Annotated in this window: 18 protein-coding genes; 13 read left to right on the top strand and 5 right to left on the bottom strand. The window is 62.2% G+C overall.

Translation table 11 applies throughout. The features are described from left to right. Nucleotides 1–789 precede the first annotated feature (789 nt). The 3 genes from L6D80_RS18020 (at nucleotide 790) to L6D80_RS18010 (ending at nucleotide 2,067) form a co-directional block, all read left to right on the top strand. The gene (locus L6D80_RS18020) at nucleotides 790–1,014 is read left to right on the top strand and encodes a hypothetical protein (protein ID WP_176516037.1); all 225 of its coding nucleotides are present in this window, start codon (nucleotides 790–792) and stop codon (nucleotides 1,012–1,014) included. A 61-nt stretch (nucleotides 1,015–1,075) separates the two neighbouring features. Further along, entirely contained in the window at nucleotides 1,076–1,564 is a 489-nt protein-coding gene (locus L6D80_RS18015; RefSeq protein WP_176516039.1) for a glycoside hydrolase family 24 protein, read from the top strand. Then, a complete protein-coding gene (locus tag L6D80_RS18010) occupies nucleotides 1,561–2,067 on the top strand; it encodes a DUF2514 domain-containing protein (RefSeq protein WP_176516041.1) in 507 nt (168 codons plus the stop codon). The genes L6D80_RS18015 and L6D80_RS18010 overlap by 4 nt, the downstream gene beginning before the upstream one ends. Before the next feature lie 860 nt (nucleotides 2,068–2,927). Here L6D80_RS18010 and mnmC read toward each other — a convergent pair. Continuing rightward, a complete protein-coding gene (mnmC, locus tag L6D80_RS18005; RefSeq protein ID WP_176516043.1) occupies nucleotides 2,928–4,892 on the bottom strand; it encodes a bifunctional tRNA (5-methylaminomethyl-2-thiouridine)(34)-methyltransferase MnmC2/FAD-dependent 5-carboxymethylaminomethyl-2-thiouridine(34) oxidoreductase MnmC1 in 1,965 nt (654 codons plus the stop codon). 153 nt (nucleotides 4,893–5,045) lie between these two features. On the opposite strand from mnmC, the gene pap reads away from it, so the two are divergent. The 3 genes from pap to L6D80_RS17990 all read left to right on the top strand — a co-directional run bounded on the left by pap (nucleotide 5,046) and on the right by L6D80_RS17990 (nucleotide 9,071). Beyond that, complete coding sequence (pap, locus tag L6D80_RS18000; RefSeq protein WP_054900484.1) at nucleotides 5,046–6,539, top strand: polyphosphate:AMP phosphotransferase; 1,494 nt, start codon at nucleotides 5,046–5,048, stop codon at nucleotides 6,537–6,539. Between the two features lie 122 nt (nucleotides 6,540–6,661). Next, nucleotides 6,662–7,615 (top strand): DMT family transporter, encoded by a 954-nt coding sequence (locus L6D80_RS17995; protein ID WP_176512790.1) that lies wholly within the window; start codon nucleotides 6,662–6,664, stop codon nucleotides 7,613–7,615. 136 nt (nucleotides 7,616–7,751) lie between these two features. Beyond that, complete coding sequence (locus L6D80_RS17990; RefSeq protein ID WP_176512789.1) at nucleotides 7,752–9,071, top strand: hypothetical protein; 1,320 nt, start codon at nucleotides 7,752–7,754, stop codon at nucleotides 9,069–9,071. Nucleotides 9,072–9,169: 98 nt separating this feature from the next. On the opposite strand, the gene L6D80_RS17985 is transcribed toward L6D80_RS17990, so the two are convergent. After that, nucleotides 9,170–10,564 (bottom strand): class II fumarate hydratase, encoded by a 1,395-nt coding sequence (locus L6D80_RS17985; protein WP_054900481.1) that lies wholly within the window; start codon nucleotides 10,562–10,564, stop codon nucleotides 9,170–9,172. 154 nt (nucleotides 10,565–10,718) lie between these two features. Between L6D80_RS17985 and L6D80_RS17980 the strand changes: the two genes are divergently transcribed. The 7 genes from L6D80_RS17980 to L6D80_RS17950 all read left to right on the top strand — a co-directional run bounded on the left by L6D80_RS17980 (nucleotide 10,719) and on the right by L6D80_RS17950 (nucleotide 18,541). Further along, complete coding sequence (locus L6D80_RS17980) at nucleotides 10,719–11,243, top strand: DUF2059 domain-containing protein (RefSeq protein WP_054900480.1); 525 nt, start codon at nucleotides 10,719–10,721, stop codon at nucleotides 11,241–11,243. A gap of 10 nt (nucleotides 11,244–11,253) precedes the next feature. Next, complete coding sequence (locus L6D80_RS17975) at nucleotides 11,254–11,553, top strand: BolA family protein (protein WP_054900479.1); 300 nt, start codon at nucleotides 11,254–11,256, stop codon at nucleotides 11,551–11,553. A 217-nt stretch (nucleotides 11,554–11,770) separates the two neighbouring features. Next, the gene (gene trhO, locus L6D80_RS17970; protein WP_054900478.1) at nucleotides 11,771–12,703 is read left to right on the top strand and encodes an oxygen-dependent tRNA uridine(34) hydroxylase TrhO; all 933 of its coding nucleotides are present in this window, start codon (nucleotides 11,771–11,773) and stop codon (nucleotides 12,701–12,703) included. A gap of 3 nt (nucleotides 12,704–12,706) precedes the next feature. Then, nucleotides 12,707–13,339, top strand: coding sequence for a DsbA family protein (locus L6D80_RS17965; protein ID WP_054900477.1), 633 nt, complete (start codon nucleotides 12,707–12,709; stop codon nucleotides 13,337–13,339). After that, on the top strand, nucleotides 13,332–15,164 hold the full coding sequence (locus L6D80_RS17960) for an ABC transporter ATP-binding protein (protein WP_176512788.1): 1,833 nt from the start codon (nucleotides 13,332–13,334) through the stop codon (nucleotides 15,162–15,164). The genes L6D80_RS17965 and L6D80_RS17960 overlap by 8 nt, the downstream gene beginning before the upstream one ends. A gap of 94 nt (nucleotides 15,165–15,258) precedes the next feature. After that, nucleotides 15,259–17,715, top strand: coding sequence for an EAL domain-containing protein (locus L6D80_RS17955; protein WP_054900475.1), 2,457 nt, complete (start codon nucleotides 15,259–15,261; stop codon nucleotides 17,713–17,715). Between the two features lie 40 nt (nucleotides 17,716–17,755). Continuing rightward, nucleotides 17,756–18,541, top strand: coding sequence for an iron-containing redox enzyme family protein (locus L6D80_RS17950; RefSeq protein WP_176512787.1), 786 nt, complete (start codon nucleotides 17,756–17,758; stop codon nucleotides 18,539–18,541). A 60-nt stretch (nucleotides 18,542–18,601) separates the two neighbouring features. Here the strand turns inward: L6D80_RS17950 and L6D80_RS17945 are convergent, their stop codons facing one another. The 3 genes from L6D80_RS17945 to ubiG form a co-directional block, all read right to left on the bottom strand. Beyond that, entirely contained in the window at nucleotides 18,602–19,342 is a 741-nt protein-coding gene (locus L6D80_RS17945; protein ID WP_054900473.1) for a YciK family oxidoreductase, read from the bottom strand. Between the two features lie 65 nt (nucleotides 19,343–19,407). Beyond that, complete coding sequence (gene mupP / locus L6D80_RS17940) at nucleotides 19,408–20,079, bottom strand: N-acetylmuramic acid 6-phosphate phosphatase MupP (RefSeq protein WP_054900472.1); 672 nt, start codon at nucleotides 20,077–20,079, stop codon at nucleotides 19,408–19,410. A gap of 2 nt (nucleotides 20,080–20,081) precedes the next feature. Then, nucleotides 20,082–20,780 carry a bifunctional 2-polyprenyl-6-hydroxyphenol methylase/3-demethylubiquinol 3-O-methyltransferase UbiG gene (ubiG, locus tag L6D80_RS17935; RefSeq protein ID WP_054900471.1) on the bottom strand — a complete coding sequence of 233 codons (699 nt, stop codon included), beginning with the start codon at nucleotides 20,778–20,780 and terminating at the stop codon, nucleotides 20,082–20,084. Between the last annotated feature and the right edge of the window lie 54 nt (nucleotides 20,781–20,834).

Genomic DNA, 20,834 nt, shown 5'->3' with positions numbered 1-20,834 from the left:
CCTAAATTTGGTTGATAGATGGGGCCGGTACTATATCCGCTCCGCAAACCTCCCACCCAATGAGGAAAGCAGCTGGTCTTATCTGAATTTGCTTGACCCCATATGCGGGATCACGGTAACCGGCGCGGTTTCCCCGATCGTTTTCTTGGTGGGTGACGGGAAGCCTTGCGGTGAAAGCATAAGTGGGGATGTACGAACCCTGTACTTCCAAGGCTGCACGCCTGGCACCAAGGCATTCGTATTCGATCTGATGCGCGATGTGGGTGAGAGGAGCGGCATGGAATGTTACGACGCATCCGGGAGGGTGAGTTTCACAACAGGCATGCCGCCACTGAACATAGTGGCAACTGTGAACCCGCCACCAATCAATCCAACTCAAGTCCCGGGCGCTGACTCTCGAGCAACCCCGTATGTGGGTGGTGCAAATGAAACATCTGGTAGAGAGTGGTCAGGCTCTGATTTCAGACAACCCAAAGGGGCCGTCTTTGTCGGGAGTGTTAGCGGCGAACTAGCTGCTTGCCTTACATTCTCTAGGAGTTGCGGCTTGAATCAAGGATCAGATGTTGGCGATGGATTGTATCGAGTTGGTGCGAGCGAGGGGTGTGGCGGGTCTCAAAATGGAGTTCGGTTCTTTTTCAGTCCGGCAGTAGCAACAACAGCCACCACCTTCGGTAACTCAAATACATCATGGTTCGATATTCCAACAGATCGCCAACCACAAGCGCTTGTAATTCGAGCATCCGATTACCCATTTCCATTTAGATAATCATCAACGAAGAGGAAACATCCATGCCTTACGTCGCTATCAATCTGAGCAACAACTTCGATTCCGCTAATAACTACCGCCATGCCACACAGGAAGAAGCTGATGCTCGTGCGCGGGAGATCCTGAGCCAGTTTCCGGCAGCCCAAGTCTTTACCGCCAAGGTGCTGAAGGACTACAGCGCCAAGGTGACCGTCACCGCCAAGGACCCGGCCGAACCAGAGCCGCCCACCGAGGCACCGGAAGCCTGACCGAACCCACTGGACACCACAGCCCGCTTCGTGCGGGCTTCTTTTTGCCTGGAGAAAACCTATGGCCCAACTTACTGAGGCCCAGGCCGGTGGCGCGAACGTGCTCCACTTCCTGGACCTGATCGCCTTCTCGGAAGGCACCTCTACCGTGAAGACCAGCGACGATGGCTACAACGTGCTGTACGGCGGCGGCCTGTTCCAGGGCTATGCCGATCACCCGCGGCGCAAGCTGACCTTCCCCATCAACGGCAAGCTGGTCACCAGTACCGCTGCGGGCCGGTACCAGCTGCTTGAGCGTTACTGGGATGCGTACCGGTCAAGCCTGCGCCTGGCGGGCGGATTCACGCCTGAGAACCAGGATCGCATCGCCCTACAGCAGATCCGAGAACGCCGAGCGCTGGATGACATCAAGGCAGGCCGCGTCGAGCAGGCGATCGCCAAGTGCTCGAATATCTGGGCCAGCTTTCCCGGGAACAACTACCAGCAAAACCCGCACCGCCTGGACAAGCTGCTGGCGCAGTGGGCGAAGTTAGGCGGGGTGCTGGCATGAAGTCCTGGGCAATCAGATCAATCGCGCTGCTGGTGCTGCTGGGCACCTACTGGCTGACGTACCAGCACGGCCGGGCGGTAGAGCGGGCCGAGGCCGCCGCTGCATCAGCCCAACGGGACAGTGGCGATCGCTTGGCCGAGGTGATCGGCGAGCGAGCGGCCCGCCAGGAAGAACAACGACGCGCCCAGGCGCAGGAGGAGGCGCGAGCCCATGCCCAGGAAGAACGAACGATTGCTGATGCTGGCGCTGATGGCGCCGATGCTGCTGGTCAGCGGCTGCGCGATGAAAGCGCCAAGCTCGCCGCCGCCGTCAGTTGCCCCGGCACGGATACCGCCGCTGTCACCAGAGGCCAGGCAGCCACCCGCGCCGCAATGGTGCTCTCCGAATTGCTCGAGCGGTCTGTCGACACGAATCGAGAGTTGGCGAAAGCGTATGACCAAGCCCGAATAGCCGGACATCAATGCGAGCAGGAGTACGATGGAGTCCGAAAGGGTAGGCTATAGCCGAAATCATGCACGATGATGGCCAAAGGCTAACTCGCTGTTTACCATTGACAGCTTTGGGATCGGAGTAATCAGATGGACCTGTACACAGTTGATCGCCTGGGCGCTTTGGCATCAGGAATGGAGTGTGGCCTCGTCGAGCACCAGGACATAAACCCACAAGCAATTGCGGATCTAATCAAGGAGTTTTGTCCGGGAGGGATATCGCGTCATGGTGATCGGTATCTTGCTAGCATGCCAAGTGGCGACAGTGTTACTGACGCGAATACTGAAATGCTGTTCGAGTTAGTAAGGCAAGCCAAATATCCAGACAGGCCATCCAGATATCAATCCATCTTCGCAGTTGACACCATTGATGCAGCTCGGTTGTTTGCTGGCACATATGGGAACTACCCATGCAATATCTATCAGCTGAACTCTCCAGGAGCATTTCGAGCTGACATGGGGTTGCTCGACGCCAGGTACTCGGAGGTCAGGAAGGTCTGGCACGCGAACCGGTATTGGCAGGGCCTACCTCACCCAGACGCGCAGCCGTTTTGGGAATACTTAGTGCCGTGCCCAGTTGTCATCGGCGCCTTGGTATAGGTGGGGTAAAGAACGATTTGATGAGCGGATATCTCGTACCATTTTTTGTACCAAAACAGGTTTTTTATGGGGGAATCAGGGGGATTTATGGCCCCCGCAGCCCTTTAAAACCCCCTTTCCCAATCCTCCTGCTAATCCGCACATAGGTCCTTACCGGTTTTTCCGTTGGGGAATCAGTGCCCCGGATTAGGGCACCTGTAAGGAACTGACCTGAGCGAATTGTGAGAGTTTTAGATCGATCTGTTATAAGCAGTAGAACGCTAGGATAGCGCTGGTCACTTGCCCCGGATGAGTTTGCGCAAGCCGAAGCGGTTTGGATGGCATGCTTCGGCCACCGCTCGCGGTAACGGCAAGGGCTCGCCACTCGCCCAGGCTGCGATCAATTCGCCCGACAGCGGTGCCGTGATCAGCCCCCGCGAGCCATGGCCGCTGTTCACGTACAAACCGTCCAGCCAGGGGCAGGGTACTTCTGGCACCTGCCGCGCATCTTTGCCCAACGCCGCATACGCCTTGGCAAACGCAGCCGGGTCGGCCAGCGGCCCGACTATCGGTAAATAGTCCGGGCTGGTGCAGCGAAACGCGGCGCGCCCCTGCAACTGCGCGGGGTCAAGGGCCGCACTGTCGAGGCGCTGGGCCAGGTCCGTGGAAATGTCATTCAGCAGCGCCAGGTTGCTCTGGTGCTCTGCCACGGTCGGCCTCAGGTCCTCACTTTGGAAGTCGAAGCTCGCCCCCAGGGTATGCTCATGACCCCGGGGCGGCGCGACATAGCCGTCGGCACACACCACCGTGCGCAGTGTGCGGCTGGCGTCGGTTGCCGGCAACCGGGTGATCTGCCCCCGGATACGCTTGAGCGGCAATTGCGCGCACGGCTCGAAGCGCCGCACTTCGGCGGCTGCGGCCAGGACCACCAGCGGCGCGCTGGCCAGCAGTCGCTCGCCTGCCCAGGCTTGCCAGTGGTCATCGACTTTGCGCAGCTCGATGACCTCCTGGTGTGTCAGCAGGCGAATACGCGGGTGCTGTAATTGCTGTTGGCACAGCGCCGGCGGGTGCACCCAGCCACCTTCGGGGTAGAACAAGCCGCCGGCCGGCAAGGCCACCCCGGCGATGGATTCGGCCTCGGCGCGCTCCAGGGCGTGCAGCAGGCCGTGGTCGAAGGCGGCAGCCAGCTTGCCTTGGCGTTCGGCCTCCTTGCTGTCGAAGGCCAGCTGCAGCACGCCGCAGGCCTCCCAGTCGTGGCCACGCTGCAAGCGCTCGAGCTGGCGCCGGGTGTAGCCGAAGCCGGACAGGATCATTTGCGAAAGCGCGGTGCCATGGGCAGACAGCTTGAGGTACAGCACACCTTGCGGGTTGCCCGACGCTTCCTGGGCCGGGGCCTGGTGGCGCTCCAGCACGGTGACCTGCCACCCTCGGCGGGCCAGGCTGGCAGCGCTGGCGCTGCCGGCCAGACCGGCACCGATCACCAGCGCGTCACGCGGCCCCTGGACAACCGCTGGGCGCGCGTACCAAGGCGCGCCGGGGCAGGGCAGAGGGCCGACGTAAGCGCCGCTCATTACCTCCCACTTCTTGCCGATACCCGGCACCTTCTTCATGGCGAAGCCGGCTTCGACTAGGCTGCGGCGTACCCAGCCGGTGGTGGTGAAGGTGCCCAGCACCGTGCGAGGGTGGGACAGGCGCGCCAGTTGCGCGAACAGCGCCGGGGTCCACATGTCCGGGTTCTTGGCGGGGGCAAAGCCATCGAGGAACCACACGTCGATCTGCGCATCGAGTTGCGGCAGCTGTTCCAGCACATCGCCGATCAACAGGGTGAGTGTGACCCGGCCATCAGCGAACGTGAACTGCTGGAACCCCGGGTGCACGGCCACGTACTGCTCCAGCAGGGGCTCGGTGTAGGCGGCCAGGTCTGGCCACAGGCGTGCAGCACGGAGCATGTCTTCGTGGCCGAGGGGGTATTTCTCGACACTGACGAAATGCAAACGCGCATTGCTGTGTGCGTGCTCGTCGAACAGCTGCCAGGCGCAGAAGAAGTTCATGCCGGTGCCAAAACCGGTTTCGCCGATCACCAGGCAGGTGTGGGGCGCAAGGTCGGCACAGCGCTCGGCCAGACGGGTCTGGCCGAGGAACACGTGCTTGGTTTCTTCGATGCCTTCGTTGACCGCGAAATAGACGTCGTCGTATTGCCGCGAATGGGGGCGGCCGTGGTCGTCCCAATCGATCTGGGCGTGCTGGAGGAGGGTGGACATGGTTGGCTCGGTTGCAGCGGATGGCAGGATTTTATGACATCTGAAGGGTTTGCGCAGGCTGTACCGGCCCTCTCGCTGGCAAGCCAGCGAGAGGGCCGGTACAGGCGCCAGTTAAATCCGCTAGTCTTGCTTATCCATTGAAGGAGCCAGTGCATGTTCGAATCTGCCGAAATCGGCCACAGTATCGACAAGGAGGCTTACGACGCCGAGGTGCCCGCTTTGCGCGAGGCCCTGCTCGAAGCCCAGTACGAACTCAAGCAGCAGGCGCGCTTCCCGGTGATCGTGCTGATCAACGGCATCGAAGGCGCCGGCAAGGGTGAGACGGTAAAACTGCTCAACGAGTGGATGGACCCGCGCATGATCGATGTGCTCACCTTCGATCAGCAGACTGATGAAGAGCTGGCCCGGCCACCTGCGTGGCGCTATTGGCGGGCGTTGCCACCCAAGGGGCGGATGGGGGTGTTCTTCGGCAACTGGTACAGCCAGATGCTGCAGGGGCGGGTGCATGGGGTGTTCAAGGATGCCGTGCTCGACCAGGCCATCACGGGCGCCGAGCGCCTGGAGCAGATGCTCTGCGATGAAGGTGCGTTGATCATCAAGTTCTGGTTCCACCTGTCCAAGAAACAGATGAAAGCGCGCCTGAAATCCCTCAAAGACGACCCGCTGCACAGCTGGAAGATCAGCCCACTGGACTGGCAGCAGTCCGAAACCTACGACCGCTTTGTACGTTTTGGCGAACGCGTGCTGCGCCGTACCAGCCGCGACTATGCACCGTGGCATATCGTCGAAGGGGTCGACCCGAACTACCGCAGCCTGGCGGTGGGGCGCATTCTGTTGGAAAGCCTGCAAGCCGCGCTGGCCAACAACCCTAAGGGTAAGCACAAGGGCAACGTGGCCCCGCTGGGCCACAGCATCGACGACCGTAGCCTGCTCGGCGCCCTGGACATGACCCTGCGTCTGGACAAGTCTGACTATCAGGAACAACTGGTCACCGAACAGGCCCGGCTGGCCGGCCTGCTGCGTGACAAACGCATGCGTCGGCACGCACTGGTGGCGGTATTCGAGGGCAACGATGCCGCCGGCAAGGGCGGTGCGATCCGCCGCGTGGCGGCGGCGCTGGACCCGCGCCAGTATCGCATCGTGCCGATCGCCGCGCCCACTGAAGAAGAGCGCGCGCAGCCGTACCTGTGGCGGTTCTGGCGGCATATTCCGGCGCGTGGCAAGTTCACCATCTTCGACCGTTCCTGGTATGGCCGGGTCCTGGTGGAGCGGGTGGAAGGTTTTTGCAGCCCGGCTGACTGGATGCGCGCCTACAGCGAGATCAATGACTTTGAAGAGCAGTTGGTGAATGCCGGGGTTGTGGTAGTCAAGTTCTGGCTGGCAATCGACCAGCAGACACAACTTGAACGTTTCCAAGAGCGCGAGCAGATTCCATTCAAACGCTACAAGATCACCGAGGATGACTGGCGCAACCGCGACAAGTGGGACGAATACACCACCGCGGTGGGCGACATGGTCGACCGCACCAGCAGCGAGATTGCCCCGTGGACGCTGGTGGAAGCCAATGACAAGCGTTGGGCGCGGGTGAAAGTGTTGCGCACCATCACCCAGGCGCTTGAGGCCGCGTTTGCCAAGGACAAGAAGTAAGCCCGCAAGCCATGCCGTAGAAGAATGACCTGATGAATTCTTTTCTCGGCATTGGCCACCGTACCCGCCCTCCAAGCCCGTAGAATCCAGACACCCCCACCACGGGCTTGATCGAGGACGCTATGCACACCACTTCCGGCCGCTGGGGCTATGGCTTGTTCCTGGCACTTTTGACCGCATTGCTTTGGGGCATCCTGCCCATCAAGCTCAAGCAGGTGCTGCAAGTGGTGGACCCGATCACCGTCACCTGGTACCGCCTGCTGGTTTCCGGCGGGCTGCTGTTTGCCTGGCTGGCGGCTCGGCGGCGTTTGCCTTCCTTGCGCACATTGTCGTCCAAGGGCAAGGGCCTGTTGCTCGTGGCTGTGCTTGGCCTGATGGGCAACTACGTGCTGTACCTGATCGGCCTGAACCTGTTAAGCCCAGGCACCGCGCAGTTGGTGGTACAAGTCGGGCCGGTACTGTTGCTGGTGGCCAGCGTGTTCGTGTTTCGCGAGCGCTTCAGCCTGGGGCAGGGCTTAGGCCTTCTGATCCTGCTGGTGGGGTTTGGCTTGTTCTTCAACCAGCGGCTGGAAGAGCTGCTGACCTCGCTGGGCACCTACACGACCGGCGTCCTGACCATCTTGCTGGCGACCAGCATCTGGGTGTTTTACGCCCTGAGCCAGAAGCAGTTGCTGACGGTGTGGCATTCGCAGCAGGTGATGATGGTGATCTACCTTAGCTGCGCCGCGCTGCTGACGCCTTGGGTTCACCCGTTGGAGGCGCTGCAACTGAGCCCGTTGCAAGGCTGGCTGTTGCTGGCCTGTTGCTTGAACACGCTGGTCGCTTATGGCGCGTTTGCCGAGGCGCTGGCGCACTGGGAAGCCTCGCGGGTGAGTGCAACGCTGGCGATGACGCCGCTGGTGACCTTCGTCGCAGTGGCGCTGGCGGCCTGGGTGTGGCCTGACTATGTGCAGGCCGAGGACATCAATGCCTTGGGGTATGTGGGGGCGGTGACTGTGGTGTTGGGGTCCACGCTGGTGGCGGTGGGGCCCTCGCTTGTAGCCGGGTGGCGGGCGAGGAGGGCCTGGGTTGCTTGATTGCCTGCCAGGGCCTCTTGCGGATGAGCCGGTTTACCCGCAAACGCACAGCGCCCTGTTATTTCTGCCAGTAGCGCCAACGTGTCATGAGTGAGCTAATCGGCTGACATTCCCTGGATGACAAAGGAAATCCGTCATGAGGAACCTGTGCCGACCGATCGCTGCACTGCTGATTACCCTTTCGGCCCCACCGCTACTGGCCGCTGATGCGACACGAACGCTCAGCGAGCGCGCGAAGACGGCAGTGGATCAACTCAATACCTGGTACAACAGCGTCACCGATGATTGCGGTGGCCCGGACAAACCCGGCTACTTGTGCAGTGGCATCGCGCTGCGGACGACGACCAGCAGCACCGGTTTCCTGCCATGGGAGCCGACCGACAGTCAGCTCGAAAAGGGCAGCATAGCGTTTTCGTGGGTACGCCGTGACAGCACCTTCGGCAGGCCCTTCGGTAACCAGAATGGGCTGGTGCTGTACCCGCCCCAGTACGCGCCGCCTGGCAGCCTTGCCGCGTTGAACGTGCTCTGCACGTTCCCCATCAATGCCAATACCAATCAACGCCCGACCCTGCAAGGCTGCGGCCCGATCAGCGGCTTCGAAGAAACCACCGATACCTGCCAGGCCCTGGGGGTGAACACGGCGCAGCAATGGCTGGACAAGTATCCGCAAGCCAGCAACTACAGGGTGTGTGGTTGGGACCTTCGGCAACCCACCGCAGCGTCGGCCCATGCGTTCAACACCGCCCTGCGGGCTCGCCAAGGCATGGCCGACGCGCACTGGTCGATCAACAACGAAGTACTGCTACCGGCGTGGGAGAAGGGCCAAGGGGGCGTGCTGCCGGTGCATTCGTTCTTCTATGTGCAAGGCGAGCGCGAAGCCCTGGCCAAGGCCCAATACGACCAGATTCGTTACCACCAGCTTTACGAACAACGGGTGCCGGTGATCAGTGTGCGATTCCCCACCGACCGGTCTGGCAGCATGAGCTTCAGCTATGACGAACAGGATCAGGCCGTGGGCCGGCCGACACCTACACCTCGCATCGATTTCGAAGACGTGACGCCCGGGCACTATGCGCGTCTGCTTGCTCACGGCGTCGAATTCCAGCTCAGCCGGGTCACCCGAGGCGTCAGCGACAAACCGCGCGAAGGCGGCGAGGAGCTGATCAAGGGCCATCATCTGGAAGCCGATTCATCGATCAAGCTGGTCCTCGAAGGTGGCGGGCGTCGACTGGTCACCTTCGCCTGGGGATGCACCAGTTATTGCGGGGTCCAGACTGAGATCGCTGGTGAGCATGAAGAGTTGTCGGAAGAGGGCCCGGGGCCGACCATGCATTTCGGCACCAAGGAGCTGATCATCGACGGCCCTGAGGTGTTGACGCTGGTTGTCGACACGGAGGAGGACAATGCCCTGTTGGTGCTCGACAACCTCATCGTAAAAGAATTGCCTGAGAAATGAGGTGGTTGCTCCAGGTTCATCACACTACTTGGGTCTTGTGGTGAACCTGTGAGCGGGGTTTTGTCCCGCGCTAGAACCGCGCGAGGCAACAGATGAATCTAGCCCTTGCCACCCGGTGCGAGCATCTTGTCCGGCCGTACCCATTGATCGAACTGCTCGTTGGTAAGGTACTTCAACTCCAGCGCCGCCTCGCGCAATGTCTTGCCTTCGGCGTAGGCCTTCTTGGCAATTTCCGCTGCCTTGTCATAGCCAATATGGGGGTTCAACGCTGTTACCAGCATCAGCCCGCGCTCCAGATGTGCCGCCATCTGCTCTGCATCCGGCTCGATGCCCGCCACGCAGTGCTGCTGGAAGTTGCGGCAGCCATCGGCAAGCAGTTCGATCGATTGCAACAGGTTATGGATGATCACCGGCTTGAACACGTTCAGCTGCAAATGCCCCTGGCTGGCGGCGAAGCCGATGGCCGCGTCGTTGCCCAGCACCTGGCAGGCCAGCATTGAGAGCGCCTCGCATTGGGTCGGGTTGACCTTGCCCGGCATGATCGAACTGCCCGGCTCATTGGCCGGCAGGCGCACCTCGGCAAGCCCCGCGCGGGGGCCAGAGCCGAGCAGGCGCAGGTCGTTGGCGATTTTCATCAAGGCCACTGCCAGGGTCTTCAACGCGCCCGCCAGGCTGGTCAGCGGTTCGTGACCGGCGAGGGCGGCGAACTTGTTCGGCGCGGTGACGAACGGCAAGCCGGAGAGGGCGGCCAGCTCGGCCGCAATGGCTTCGGCAAAGCCATGCGGGGCATTGAGCCCGGTGCCGACGGCCGTGCCCCCCTGAGCCAGTTCGCATACTGCCGGCAAGGTGGCGCGGATCGCACGCTGGGCATAGTCAAGCTGAGCGACGAAGGCGGAAACTTCCTGGCCGAAGGTGATCGGCGTGGCATCCATCATGTGGGTGCGGCCGGTCTTGACCAGTTTGTGGTGACGAGCCGACAACTCGGCCAGCCCCGAGGACAGCTCGGCGATCGCCGGCAGCAGGTCGTCATGCACCGCTTGGGCGGCGGCGATGTGCATGGCGGTGGGGAAGCAGTCATTGGAACTCTGCGAGCGGTTGACGTGGTCATTGGGGTGCACTGGCGCCTTGCCCCCACGGCCCTTGCCGGCCAGTTCATTGGCCCGCCCGGCGATCACCTCGTTGACGTTCATGTTGCTCTGCGTGCCGCTGCCGGTTTGCCACACCACCAGCGGGAATTGGTCGTTGTGCTCGCCGTCCAGCACTTCGTCGGCGGCCTGTTCGATCAGCCGGGCAATGTCAGCCGGCAGGTCGCCATTGCGGTCGTTGACCCTGGCTGCAGCCTTCTTGATCAGGGCCAGGGCGTGCAGCACCGCGAGCGGCATGCGTTCCTTGCCAATGGCAAAGTTGATCAGCGAGCGCTGGGTCTGCGCGCCCCAGTAGGCGTCTTCCGGAACTTCGACCGGGCCCAGGCTGTCTGTCTCGATACGGCTCATGCTGCGTTCACTCCTTTGTCAGTCAGAATCAGCAGTTTAGGCCCTCATGCGACCGAGCGGTTCAATCGCTCGTCGTGCCACTTGAGCACTGCGCCCTGGCGGGAGCAGAATGCTCTACTCTGAGGTACCGCCTCCCCTCCTTGAAGGAAATGCAATGACCCGTCTCCGTGTCCTCTGTGCTGCCGTCGCCCTGGCCTGTGCCAGCGGCCAGGTACTCGCTGCCACCGCCAGCCATAACGCTGCCGCCGAGAAATTCCTGACCCTGGCCAACGCCGACAAGCTGGGCACCCCGGTGTACATGCAGGTCCAGCAGATGTTCGCTCAGCGCTTCGCCCAGACCAAGGCCCCGTCGTCCAAGCAACCGGTGCTGGAGAGCTACCAGGCCAAGGCCAACGCCGCGCTGGACAACGCCATCGGTTGGAACAAGCTGAAACCGAAGATGGTCGACCTGTACACCCAGACCTTCACCGAGCAGGAGCTCAAGGACCTGGTCAAATTCTACGAATCGCCGCTGGGCAAGAAAGTCCTGCGTGAAATGCCCAAGGTTACCCAGCAGTCGGCCCAGCTGACCCAGCAAAGCCTGGAACCTGCGGTACCGGTGGTCAACAAGCTGCTCGAAGACATGACCAAGGAACTGGACCCGACCGCCGGCAAGGCCGTAGCCCCGGCGAAGAAGTGAGTAATACCCGATGACCATGCAGCAACGCATCGAGCAGCAGCTGGCCGGCCTGGCGCCGCAGCACCTTGAAGTGCTCAACGAAAGCCACATGCACAGCCGTGGCCAAGAGACCCACTACAAGGCGGTGATCGTCAGCGAGCAGTTTGCCGGGCTCAACAGCGTCAAGCGCCACCAGAAGGTCTACGCCACCATGGGTGAGCTGATGCAGCAGATCCATGCCCTGGCCATCCATACCTACACCGCCCAGGAGTGGGCACAGGTGGGGGCCGCACCGGCTTCGCCTGTGTGTGCAGGTGGCGCCAAGCACTGAATCCTTTCCGTCGTTCTGGTACACTGCGCACCATCCCAAGGGGGCCGCTGCGCGGCCCATCGCCGGCGAGCCGGCTCCTGTAGATACAGTGCACTTCTCAAGAGGTGCGCCGTACCTGTAGGCGTCGCCTCGTCGGCGATGGCCTGCGCAACTGCCCCCTGTTTCATGTGACCCCGGTCCGCCCCTTACGAGGGCAACCACCTGGAGATTCAACGCAATGACTCAACCCATCGTCGTGGCGGCGCTGTATAAGTTCGTCACCTTGCAAGACTACGTCGAGCTGCGCGAGCCGCTGCTCAAGGCCATGCTCGACAACGGTGTCAAAGGTACCCTGCTGCTGGCCAATGAAGGCATCAACGGCACCGTCTCGGCCACCCGCGAAGGCATCGACGGCCTGCTCGCCTGGCTGCGCAACGACCCGCGCCTGGTGGATGTGGATCACAAGGAATCCTACTGCGACGAGCAGCCGTTCTACCGCACCAAGGTCAAGCTCAAGAAAGAGATCGTCACCCTTGGGGTGCCGGGGGTGGACCCGAACCAGGCGGTCGGCACCTATGTCGAGCCCAAGGACTGGAATGCCCTGATCAGCGACCCTGAAGTGCTGTTGATCGACACCCGCAACGACTACGAAGTGGCCATCGGCACCTTCAAGGGCGCCATCGACCCAAAGACCGAGACCTTCCGCGAATTCCCCGAGTACATCAAGGCCAACTTCGACCCGAGCAAGCACAAGAAGGTGGCCATGTTCTGCACCGGCGGCATCCGCTGCGAAAAAGCCTCCAGCTACATGCTCGGTGAAGGCTTCGAGTCGGTCTATCATCTTAAGGGCGGCATCCTGAAATACTTCGAGGAAGTGCCTCAGGAACAAAGCCTCTGGGACGGCGACTGCTTTGTCTTCGACAACCGCGTCACGGTGCGCCATGACCTGAGCGAAGGCGAATACGACCAGTGCCATGCCTGCCGCCACCCGATCAACGTCGAAGACCGTGCGTCCGAGCACTATTCGCCCGGCGTGAGCTGCCCGCACTGCTGGGACAGCCTTAGTGAGAAGACCCGGCGCAGTGCCATCGACCGGCAGAAGCAGATCGAACTGGCCAAGGCGCGCAACCTGCCGCACCCGATCGGTTACAACTACAAAGCCGAGGCCTGATGCATGACTGCACGCCTGCTCTATGTGATGGACCCGATGTGCTCCTGGTGCTGGGGGTTCGCACCCGTCGCTGCGGCCTTGATCGCCCAGGCACGTGAAGCGGGCGTGCCTACCCGCCTCATACCGGGTGGTTTGCGTACTGGCGGCACCGCGCTGGACGCCTCTACCCGCAAATACATTCTCGAGCATTGGCAGGCGGTGGCCGACGCCACCGGCCAGCCGTTTCGTTTCGACGGCGCCATGCCTGATGGGTTCGTCTACGACACCGAACCGGCCTGCCGCGCCCTGGTGGCTGCCCGCGAGCTTGATGCTGAGCGGGTCTGGCCATTGCTGGCGTCGATCCAGCGTGGGTTCTATGAGCGAGGCCTGGACGTCACCACAGCACCGCAACTGGTCGAGCAGGCCGAGCAGGCCGGCTTTGATCGTGCGGCGTTTGCCGAAGCCTTTGCCAGTGCCGACACCCGCGCTGCCACCGCGGCCGATTTCAGCTGGGTGCAGGACCTGGGCATCGCCGGCTTCCCCACGCTGCTGGCCGAGCGCAACGGCCAACTGGCCCTGCTGACCAATGGCTACCAGCCGCTGGAGAGCCTGCAACCCTTACTTGCTCGCTGGCTACAGCAGGCCGCCTGTGCTTGATTTGCCAGGGTCGCCAGACCCTGTGCCAGGGAAGCCCGCTGCTGCGCCTGACCGACTGAGCTGGGCAGAAATCCGCCGCCTGGCGCTGCACCACAAGAAAAACCTCTGGACCGCCAACCTGGTCGCTGTGCTGGCGGCCTGCTGCAGTGTACCCATCCCCTTGTTGTTGCCGCTGCTGGTAGACGAAGTGCTGCTTGGCCACGGTGATGCCGCACTGAAGTTCATGAACCATCTGCTGCCTGATGGGTGGCAGGTGGCGGCCGGCTACATTGGCCTGATGCTGGTCGTTACGCTGTCCCTGCGCCTTGCTGCGCTTGCGTTCAACGTTGTGCAGGCGAAACTGTTCGCCGGGCTGGCCAAGGACATCGTGTACCGTCTGCGCATCCGCCTGATCGAGCGGCTCAAGCGTATTTCCCTCAAAGAATACGAAAGCCTTGGCAGCGGCACCGTCACGACGCACCTGGTCACCGACCTGGATACCCTCGACAAGTTCGTCGGCGAAACACTGAGCCGCTTCCTGGTCGCGATGCTGACCCTGACCGGCACGGCGGCGATCCTGATGTGGATGCACTGGAAGCTGGCCCTGCTGATCCTGCTGTTCAACCCGCTGGTGATCTACTTCACCGTGCAGCTGGGCAAGCGCGTCAAACACCTGAAAAAGCTCGAAAACGACAGCACGTCGCGTTTTACCCAGGCGTTGGCGGAAACCTTGGATGCCATCCAGGAGATCCGTGCCAGCAACCGTCAGGGCTACTTCCTCGGGCGCCTTGGCGTGCGTGCCCGCGAGGTGCGCGACTATGCCGTGGACTCGCAGTGGAAGAGCGACGCGAGCGGCCGCGCCAGTGGCCTGCTGTTCCAGTTCGGTATCGACATTTTCCGTGCCGCGGCGATGCTCACGGTGCTGTTCTCCGACCTGTCGATCGGCCAGATGCTGGCGGTGTTCAGCTACCTATGGTTCATGATTGGCCCGGTCGAGCAACTGCTCAACCTGCAATATGCGTACTACGCCGCCGGTGGCGCATTGAGCCGCCTCAATGAGCTGCTGGCGCGTGACGACGAGCCGCAGTACCCAGGCGCGAGCGACCCGTTCGCGGGCCGTGAAACGGTCGGTATCGAGGTGCGCGACCTGCGCTTTGCCTATGCCGACGAGCCGGTGCTCGAGCACCTCGACCTGTCCATCGCCCCGGGCGAAAAGGTCGCGATCGTCGGCGCCAGTGGCGGCGGCAAGAGCACCCTGGTGCAACTGCTGCTGGGCCTCTACAGCGCCCAGGCCGGGACCATCCGCTTTGGCGGTGCCAGCCTGCAGGAAATCGGCCTGGAAACCTTGCGCGAGCATGTGGCTGTGGTGCTGCAGCATCCCTCCTTGTTCAACGACAGCGTGCGCGCCAACCTGACCATGGGGCGCGAAAGCAGCGATGAAGCCTGCTGGCAGGCACTGCGCATCGCCCAGCTGGACGCCACTATCGCCGCGTTGCCGCAAGGGCTGGACAGCGTGGTCGGCCGCTCGGGTGTGCGTCTTTCGGGTGGGCAGCGCCAGCGCCTGGCGATTGCCCGCATGGTTCTGGCCGAGCCGAAGGTGGTCATCCTCGACGAGGCAACTTCGGCGCTGGACGCGGCCACTGAGTACAACCTGCACCAGGCCTTGGCGCGGTTCCTCAGTGGCCGTACCACGCTGATCATCGCCCACCGTTTGTCGGCCGTGAAGCAGGCCGACCGGGTGCTGGTGTTCGATGGCGGGCATGTGGCCGAGGACGGCGATCACCAGCAGCTGATTGCCGAGGGTGGGTTGTATGCCAAGTTGTATGGGCATCTGCAGCAGACCTGACGGCAATAAATTCCCCGTCACTCAGATGGCAAATGGCCTACGCTGTGCTTGTCTGGGTTGATTCGAGCCTTATCTGCTCTGTGACAGGGACTACATGAAGGGAAATCGCACGCTAGAGGCGCCAAGGCTGCTGGGTATCATCTGGCCCTTCATCGCCGTTGTAGTCTTCCAGGTACTGCTGGGTAGCCTCAGCCTTTACGCGCTGTCGGCGGTTCGTGCCTATGTGGCGGGCGAGAGCCTGTGGTCCAAGGCCCAGAAAGACGCCATCTATTACCTCAACCTGTATGCCGACAGCGGTGACGAGCGTACCTACCAACGCTATCGCCAGGTGATCAGCGTACCTCAAGGCGACCACCAGCTGCGCGAGGTGCTTGACCAGGCAAGCCCGGACCTCGAAGCCGCCCGTCAGGCCGTGCTGCAGGGTGGCAACCACCCGGATGACGTCGATCGCATCATCTGGTTCTACCGCAATTTTCGCCAGCTCAGCTACATGCAGACGGCGATTGCCTACTGGAACATCGGTGACAACTACCTGAACCAACTGGACGTGCTGGCCAACGACATGCGGGCAGGCTTCGCCAGTGGCCGTGCCGAGGCCCGTCAGGTCAGTGAGTGGCGAGCCCGCATCGTCGCTATCAACGAGGGCGTGACGCCAGCGGCTAAGGCCTTCAGCGATGCCCTGGGGGAGGGTTCGCGGATGCTGTTGCGGGTGTTGTTGATCACCAACCTGCTGACAGCACTGTTTCTCATCGCCATTGCCTGGCGCCGTTCAAGCAAGCTGCTGGCCCAGCGCCAGGCCTTCGCCAGTGCTTTGCAGGCGGAAAAAGAGCGAGCACAGATTACCCTGCAAGCTATTGGGGATGCGGTGATCACCACCGATGTCGAGGGGTGCATCGTCTACATGAACCCGGCTGCGGAGCAACTGACCCACTGGCAGGCAGGGCAGGCCCTGGGCCTGCCATTGACTGCGCTGTTCAGCCTGGTGGACGAGCAGGCCGAGAACGACAGTGGCTCGCTGCTGGACCAGGTGCTCAGCGGCAGCCTGAAAGGGGGGGCTGAGCATGCTCGGCTGATCCAGCGCCTGGACGGCAGCACGGTCTCGATCAACCTGGTGGGGTCGCCGATCATCAGTGATGGGCAAATGGCCGGCATCGTGCTGGTGTTGCACGACATGACCCAGGAGCGCCAGTACATTGCCAACCTGTCCTGGCAGGCCACCCACGACGCCTTGACTGGCTTGGCCAACCGTCGCGAGTTCGAATACCGCCTGGAGCAGGCCCTCAACGAACTGGTGCGCCAGTCGGGGCGCCATTCGCTGATGTTCCTCGACCTGGACCAGTTCAAGCTGGTCAACGATACCTGTGGCCACGCGGCCGGCGATGAGTTGTTACGGCACATCTGTGCCGTGCTGCAATCCGGCTTGCGCGAGGGGGATACCCTGGCCCGACTGGGCGGCGATGAATTTGGTGTGTTGTTGGAAAGTTGCCCGCCGGAGCAAGCCGAGCGAATCGCCGAAAACCTGCGCCAGGCTGTGCAAAGCCTGCATTTCGTGTGGAAGGGCCGGCCTTTCGTCACCACCGTGAGCATTGGCCTGGTGCATATGGCGCAGGCACCGGGCACCCTGGAGGCGTCGTTGCGTGCGGCCGACATGGCCTGCTACATGGCCAAGGAGAAGGGGCGCAACCGGGTGCAGGTGTACCATGCCGACGACAGCGAGCTGTCGATGCGCTTTGGTGAGATGGCCTGGATCCAGCGCCTGCATGTGGCGTTGGAAGAGAACCGTTTTTGCCTCTACGCCCAGGAAATCGCCGCGTTGACGTCCATTGAAGGGCCGGGCCATATCGAAATCCTGTTGCGCCTGCACGATGAAAGTGGCCGCACCATTCTGCCGGACAGCTTCATACCGGCGGCCGAACGCTATGGCTTGATGACTGCCCTCGATCGCTGGGTAGTGCGCAATGTGTTCCAGATCATCCGCCAGTGCCTGGATGAGGGCAGGGAAGGGCCGCTGTCAATGTGCGCGATCAACCTCTCAGGGTCGAGCATTGGAGATGACAAGTTCCTTGAGTACCTGCACCGACTGTTCGTCGAATATGCCATTCCGCCGCGGCTGATCTGTTTCGAAATCACCGAGACCAGCGCAATCGCCAACCTGGGCAGTGCCATCCGATTCATCAACGAATTGAAAGGACTGGGCTGCAAGTTCTCCCTCGACGATTTCTGTGCCGGAATGTCGTCATTCGCTTATTTAAAACATTTACCCGTCGACTTCTTGAAGATCGACGGAAGTTTTGTCAAAGATATGCTGGATGATCCGGTTAACCGGGCCATGGTCGAGGTGATCAATCACATCGGCCATGTCATGGGTAAGCGGACCATTGCCGAGTTCGTCGAAACACCGTTGATCGAGCAGGCCTTGCAGGAGATCGGCGTGGACTACGCCCAGGGCTATCTGATCGAACGACCGCAGGTGTTCACCTGCGACAGTCTGCGGCGCCAACGGATTGCTGCACGGCCCCTGCTGCATCGGGCGCCTGGAACCTTTCGCTGAAAAAGCGTCGGCTTAATCACAGGGATCAAGGAGCGCAAAAGTGATTGATGCATTCGTTCGAATCGGGCCATTGATGGACCCCGCCAGTTACCCCCAATGGGCACAGCAACTGATCGAGGAGTGTCGCGAAAGCAAGCGCCGCGTAGTCGAGCATGAGTTCTACCAGCGTTTGCGTGACGGCCAGCTGCGCCAGGCGACCATCCGCCAGTACCTGATCGGTGGCTGGCCGGTGGTGGAACAGTTCTCGCTGTACATGGCCCACAACCTGACCAAGACCCGCTACGCGCGCCACCCCGGCGAGGACATGGCGCGCCGTTGGTTGATGCGCAATATCCGCGTCGAGCTCAACCATGCCGACTACTGGGTGCACTGGTGCCATGCCCATGGCATCCACCTGCACCAGTTGCAGAGCCAGGAGGTGCCAGCGGAGCTCAATGGGCTCAACGATTGGTGCTGGCGGGTGTGCACCACTGAGTCGCTGGCCATTGCCATGGCGGCCACCAACTACGCTATCGAGGGGGCGACTGGGGAGTGGTCGGCGGTGGTCTGCGCCGAGGACACCTATGCCATGGGCTTCCCCGAGGACCAGCGCAAGCGCGCCATGAAATGGCTGAAGATGCACGCCCAGTATGACGACGCGCACCCGTGGGAGGCGCTGGAGATCATCTGCACGCTGGCCGGTGAGAACCCCACCCAGGGGCTGCGCAACGAGCTGCGCAAGGCCATTTGCAAGAGCTATGACTGCATGTACCTGTTCCTGGAGCGGTGCATGCAGATGGAAGGTCGCCAGCAAGGGCGCATGCGCCCGGCGCTGGCGGCGGGCTGATCTTTCGCCAGTACGGCCCCTTCGCGGATGAGCCCGCCACGGGGCCGTACTGGCGAAAACCTACTGGGCGTTGAACGCCTGCCCGTTCACCCCAGTACTGTCCGGCCCCATCAGGTACAGGTACACCGGCATGATCTCTTCGGGCAGCGGGTTGTTCTGCGGGTTCTCGCTGGGGTAGGCCTGCGCGCGCATCGCCGTGCGCGTGGCGCCCGGGTTGATGCTGTTGGAGCGTACGGGTGCCACGCCTTCCAGTTCGTCGGCCAAGGTCTGCATCAGGCCTTCGGTGGCGAACTTCGACACGCCATAGGCGCCCCAATAGGCCCGGCCCTTGCGTCCGACGCTGCTGGAGGTGAACACCACCGAGGCGTCCTCCGACAGCTTGAGCAGCGGCAGCAGGGTGCTGGTGAGCATGAAGGTGGCATCGACGTTGATGTGCATCACGCGCATGAAGTTATCGCCGGAAAGCTGCTCCAGCGGCGTGCGTGGGCCGATGATCGAAGCATTGTTGAGCAGGCCGTCGAGGCGGCCGAACTGCTCCTCGATCATCACTGCCAGCCCGTCGTACTCGTGGGGCAGGGCGGTTTCCAGGTTGAACGGGATGACCACTGGCTGCGGATGGCCAGCGGCCTCGATCTGGTCATAGACCTCGTTGAGGTTGGCCTCGGTCTTGCCCAGCAGCAGTACGGTGGCGCCCAGGGCGGCATAGGCCTTGGCGGCGGCGGCACCAATGCCACGGCCAGCGCCGGTGACCAGAATGACGCGGCCCTTGAGCAGGTCGGGGCGGGCGGTGTAGTCGAACATTGAAGTTCCCCTGTGTTCTTTAAGGCAAATGCGATCCCACAGGATCAGTGGTCAGCCGCTAGGGATCAGCAGCCGCACAAGGCGCTGTCGATCACCTTGCGCAGTTCCAGGGGGTGGTCCACCACCACGTCGGCACCCCAGTTGTTCGGGTTGTCTTCTGGATGAATATAGCCATAGCGCACCGCCGCCGTGCGGGTGCCGGCATCGCGACCAGACTCTATGTCGCGCAGGTCATCGCCAACGAACAGCACACTGGCCGGGTCCAGGTCCAGGGTCTTGCAGGCCAGGATCAGCGGCTCGGGGTCGGGCTTGCTGTTTTTCACGTGGTCCGGGCAGATCAGCAGCGCGGAGCGTTCGGCCAGGCCCAGGCGCTGCATGATCGGCTCGGCGAAGCGCACCGGCTTGTTGGTGACCACGCCCCACAGCAGGTTGCCTTTCTCGATATCGGCCAACAGCTCGGCCATGCCGTCGAACAGCTTGCTGTGCACCGCGCAGTCACGCTGGTAGCGCTCGAGGAACTCCAGGCGCAGGGCCTCGAAGCCCTCGGCTTCGGGGCTCATGGCAAAGGTTGCGGCTACCATGGCGCGGGCGCCGCCGGAAATCACGTCGCGGATCAGCCTGTCGTCGATGGCAGGCAGGCCGCGCTCGGCGAGCATGGCCTGGCAGATGGCGATGAAGTCCGGCGCCGTGTCGAGCAGGGTGCCGTCCATGTCGAAAAGTACTGCTCGCAAACGCATGCTTATTCCTCGCGCAGGGTCTGGATCATGTAGTTGACGTCGACGTCGCTGCTGAGCTTGTAGTGCTTGGTCAGCGGGTTGTAGGTCAGGCCGATGATATCCTTGACTTCAAGGCCCGCAACGCGGCTCCAGGCGCCCAGCTCGGACGGGCGGATGAATTTCTTGAAGTCGTGGGTGCCGCGCGGCAGCATCTTGAGGATGTATTCGGCGCCGACGATGGCCAGCAGGTAGGCCTTGGGGTTGCGGTTGATGGTCGAGAAGAACACCTGGCCGCCGGGCTTGACCATGCGGTAGCAGGCGCGGATGACCGAGGATGGGTCGGGCACGTGCTCGAGCATTTCCAGGCAGGTGACCACATCGAACTGCGCTGGCATTTCTTCAGCCAGGGCCTCAGCGGTGATCTGCCGGTATTCCACCTGTACGCCCGACTCCAGTTGATGCAGCTGGGCAACGGCCAGCGGCGCCTCGCCCATGTCGATGCCGGTGACGGTGGCGCCACGTAGGGCCATCGCCTCGCTGAGAATGCCGCCGCCGCAACCGACGTCCAGCACCTTTTTGCCGGCCAGGCTGACGCGCTCGTCGATCCAGTTGACGCGCAGTGGATTGATATCGTGCAGCGGCTTGAACTCGCTCTCGCGGTCCCACCAGCGGTGCGCCAAGGCTTCAAACTTGGCGATTTCGGCGTGGTCGACGTTGCTCATTGAACAGTCCTCTGAACGTGGATGCGAGCTGCAGGCTTCTGGCTGCAGGCCGCA

The sequence above is a fragment of the Pseudomonas ceruminis genome (assembly GCF_021602025.1).
In the GTDB taxonomy this organism is placed as follows: Bacteria; Pseudomonadota; Gammaproteobacteria; order Pseudomonadales; family Pseudomonadaceae; genus Aquipseudomonas; species Aquipseudomonas ceruminis.
This window is presented reverse-complemented; position numbering and strand designations above follow the sequence as displayed.

Coding starts and splice junctions, on each gene's coding strand:
- L6D80_RS18020 (WP_176516037.1), top strand. CDS start 790: ATGCCTTACGTCGCTATCAATCTGAGCAACAACTTCGATTCCGCTAAT.
- L6D80_RS18015 (WP_176516039.1), top strand. CDS start 1,076: ATGGCCCAACTTACTGAGGCCCAGGCCGGTGGCGCGAACGTGCTCCAC.
- L6D80_RS18010 (WP_176516041.1), top strand. CDS start 1,561: ATGAAGTCCTGGGCAATCAGATCAATCGCGCTGCTGGTGCTGCTGGGC.
- mnmC (WP_176516043.1), bottom strand. CDS start 4,892: ATGTCCACCCTCCTCCAGCACGCCCAGATCGATTGGGACGACCACGGC.
- pap (WP_054900484.1), top strand. CDS start 5,046: ATGTTCGAATCTGCCGAAATCGGCCACAGTATCGACAAGGAGGCTTAC.
- L6D80_RS17995 (WP_176512790.1), top strand. CDS start 6,662: ATGCACACCACTTCCGGCCGCTGGGGCTATGGCTTGTTCCTGGCACTT.
- L6D80_RS17990 (WP_176512789.1), top strand. CDS start 7,752: ATGAGGAACCTGTGCCGACCGATCGCTGCACTGCTGATTACCCTTTCG.
- L6D80_RS17985 (WP_054900481.1), bottom strand. CDS start 10,564: ATGAGCCGTATCGAGACAGACAGCCTGGGCCCGGTCGAAGTTCCGGAA.
- L6D80_RS17980 (WP_054900480.1), top strand. CDS start 10,719: ATGACCCGTCTCCGTGTCCTCTGTGCTGCCGTCGCCCTGGCCTGTGCC.
- L6D80_RS17975 (WP_054900479.1), top strand. CDS start 11,254: ATGACCATGCAGCAACGCATCGAGCAGCAGCTGGCCGGCCTGGCGCCG.
- trhO (WP_054900478.1), top strand. CDS start 11,771: ATGACTCAACCCATCGTCGTGGCGGCGCTGTATAAGTTCGTCACCTTG.
- L6D80_RS17965 (WP_054900477.1), top strand. CDS start 12,707: ATGACTGCACGCCTGCTCTATGTGATGGACCCGATGTGCTCCTGGTGC.
- L6D80_RS17955 (WP_054900475.1), top strand. CDS start 15,259: ATGAAGGGAAATCGCACGCTAGAGGCGCCAAGGCTGCTGGGTATCATC.
- L6D80_RS17945 (WP_054900473.1), bottom strand. CDS start 19,342: ATGTTCGACTACACCGCCCGCCCCGACCTGCTCAAGGGCCGCGTCATT.
- mupP (WP_054900472.1), bottom strand. CDS start 20,079: ATGCGTTTGCGAGCAGTACTTTTCGACATGGACGGCACCCTGCTCGAC.
- ubiG (WP_054900471.1), bottom strand. CDS start 20,780: ATGAGCAACGTCGACCACGCCGAAATCGCCAAGTTTGAAGCCTTGGCG.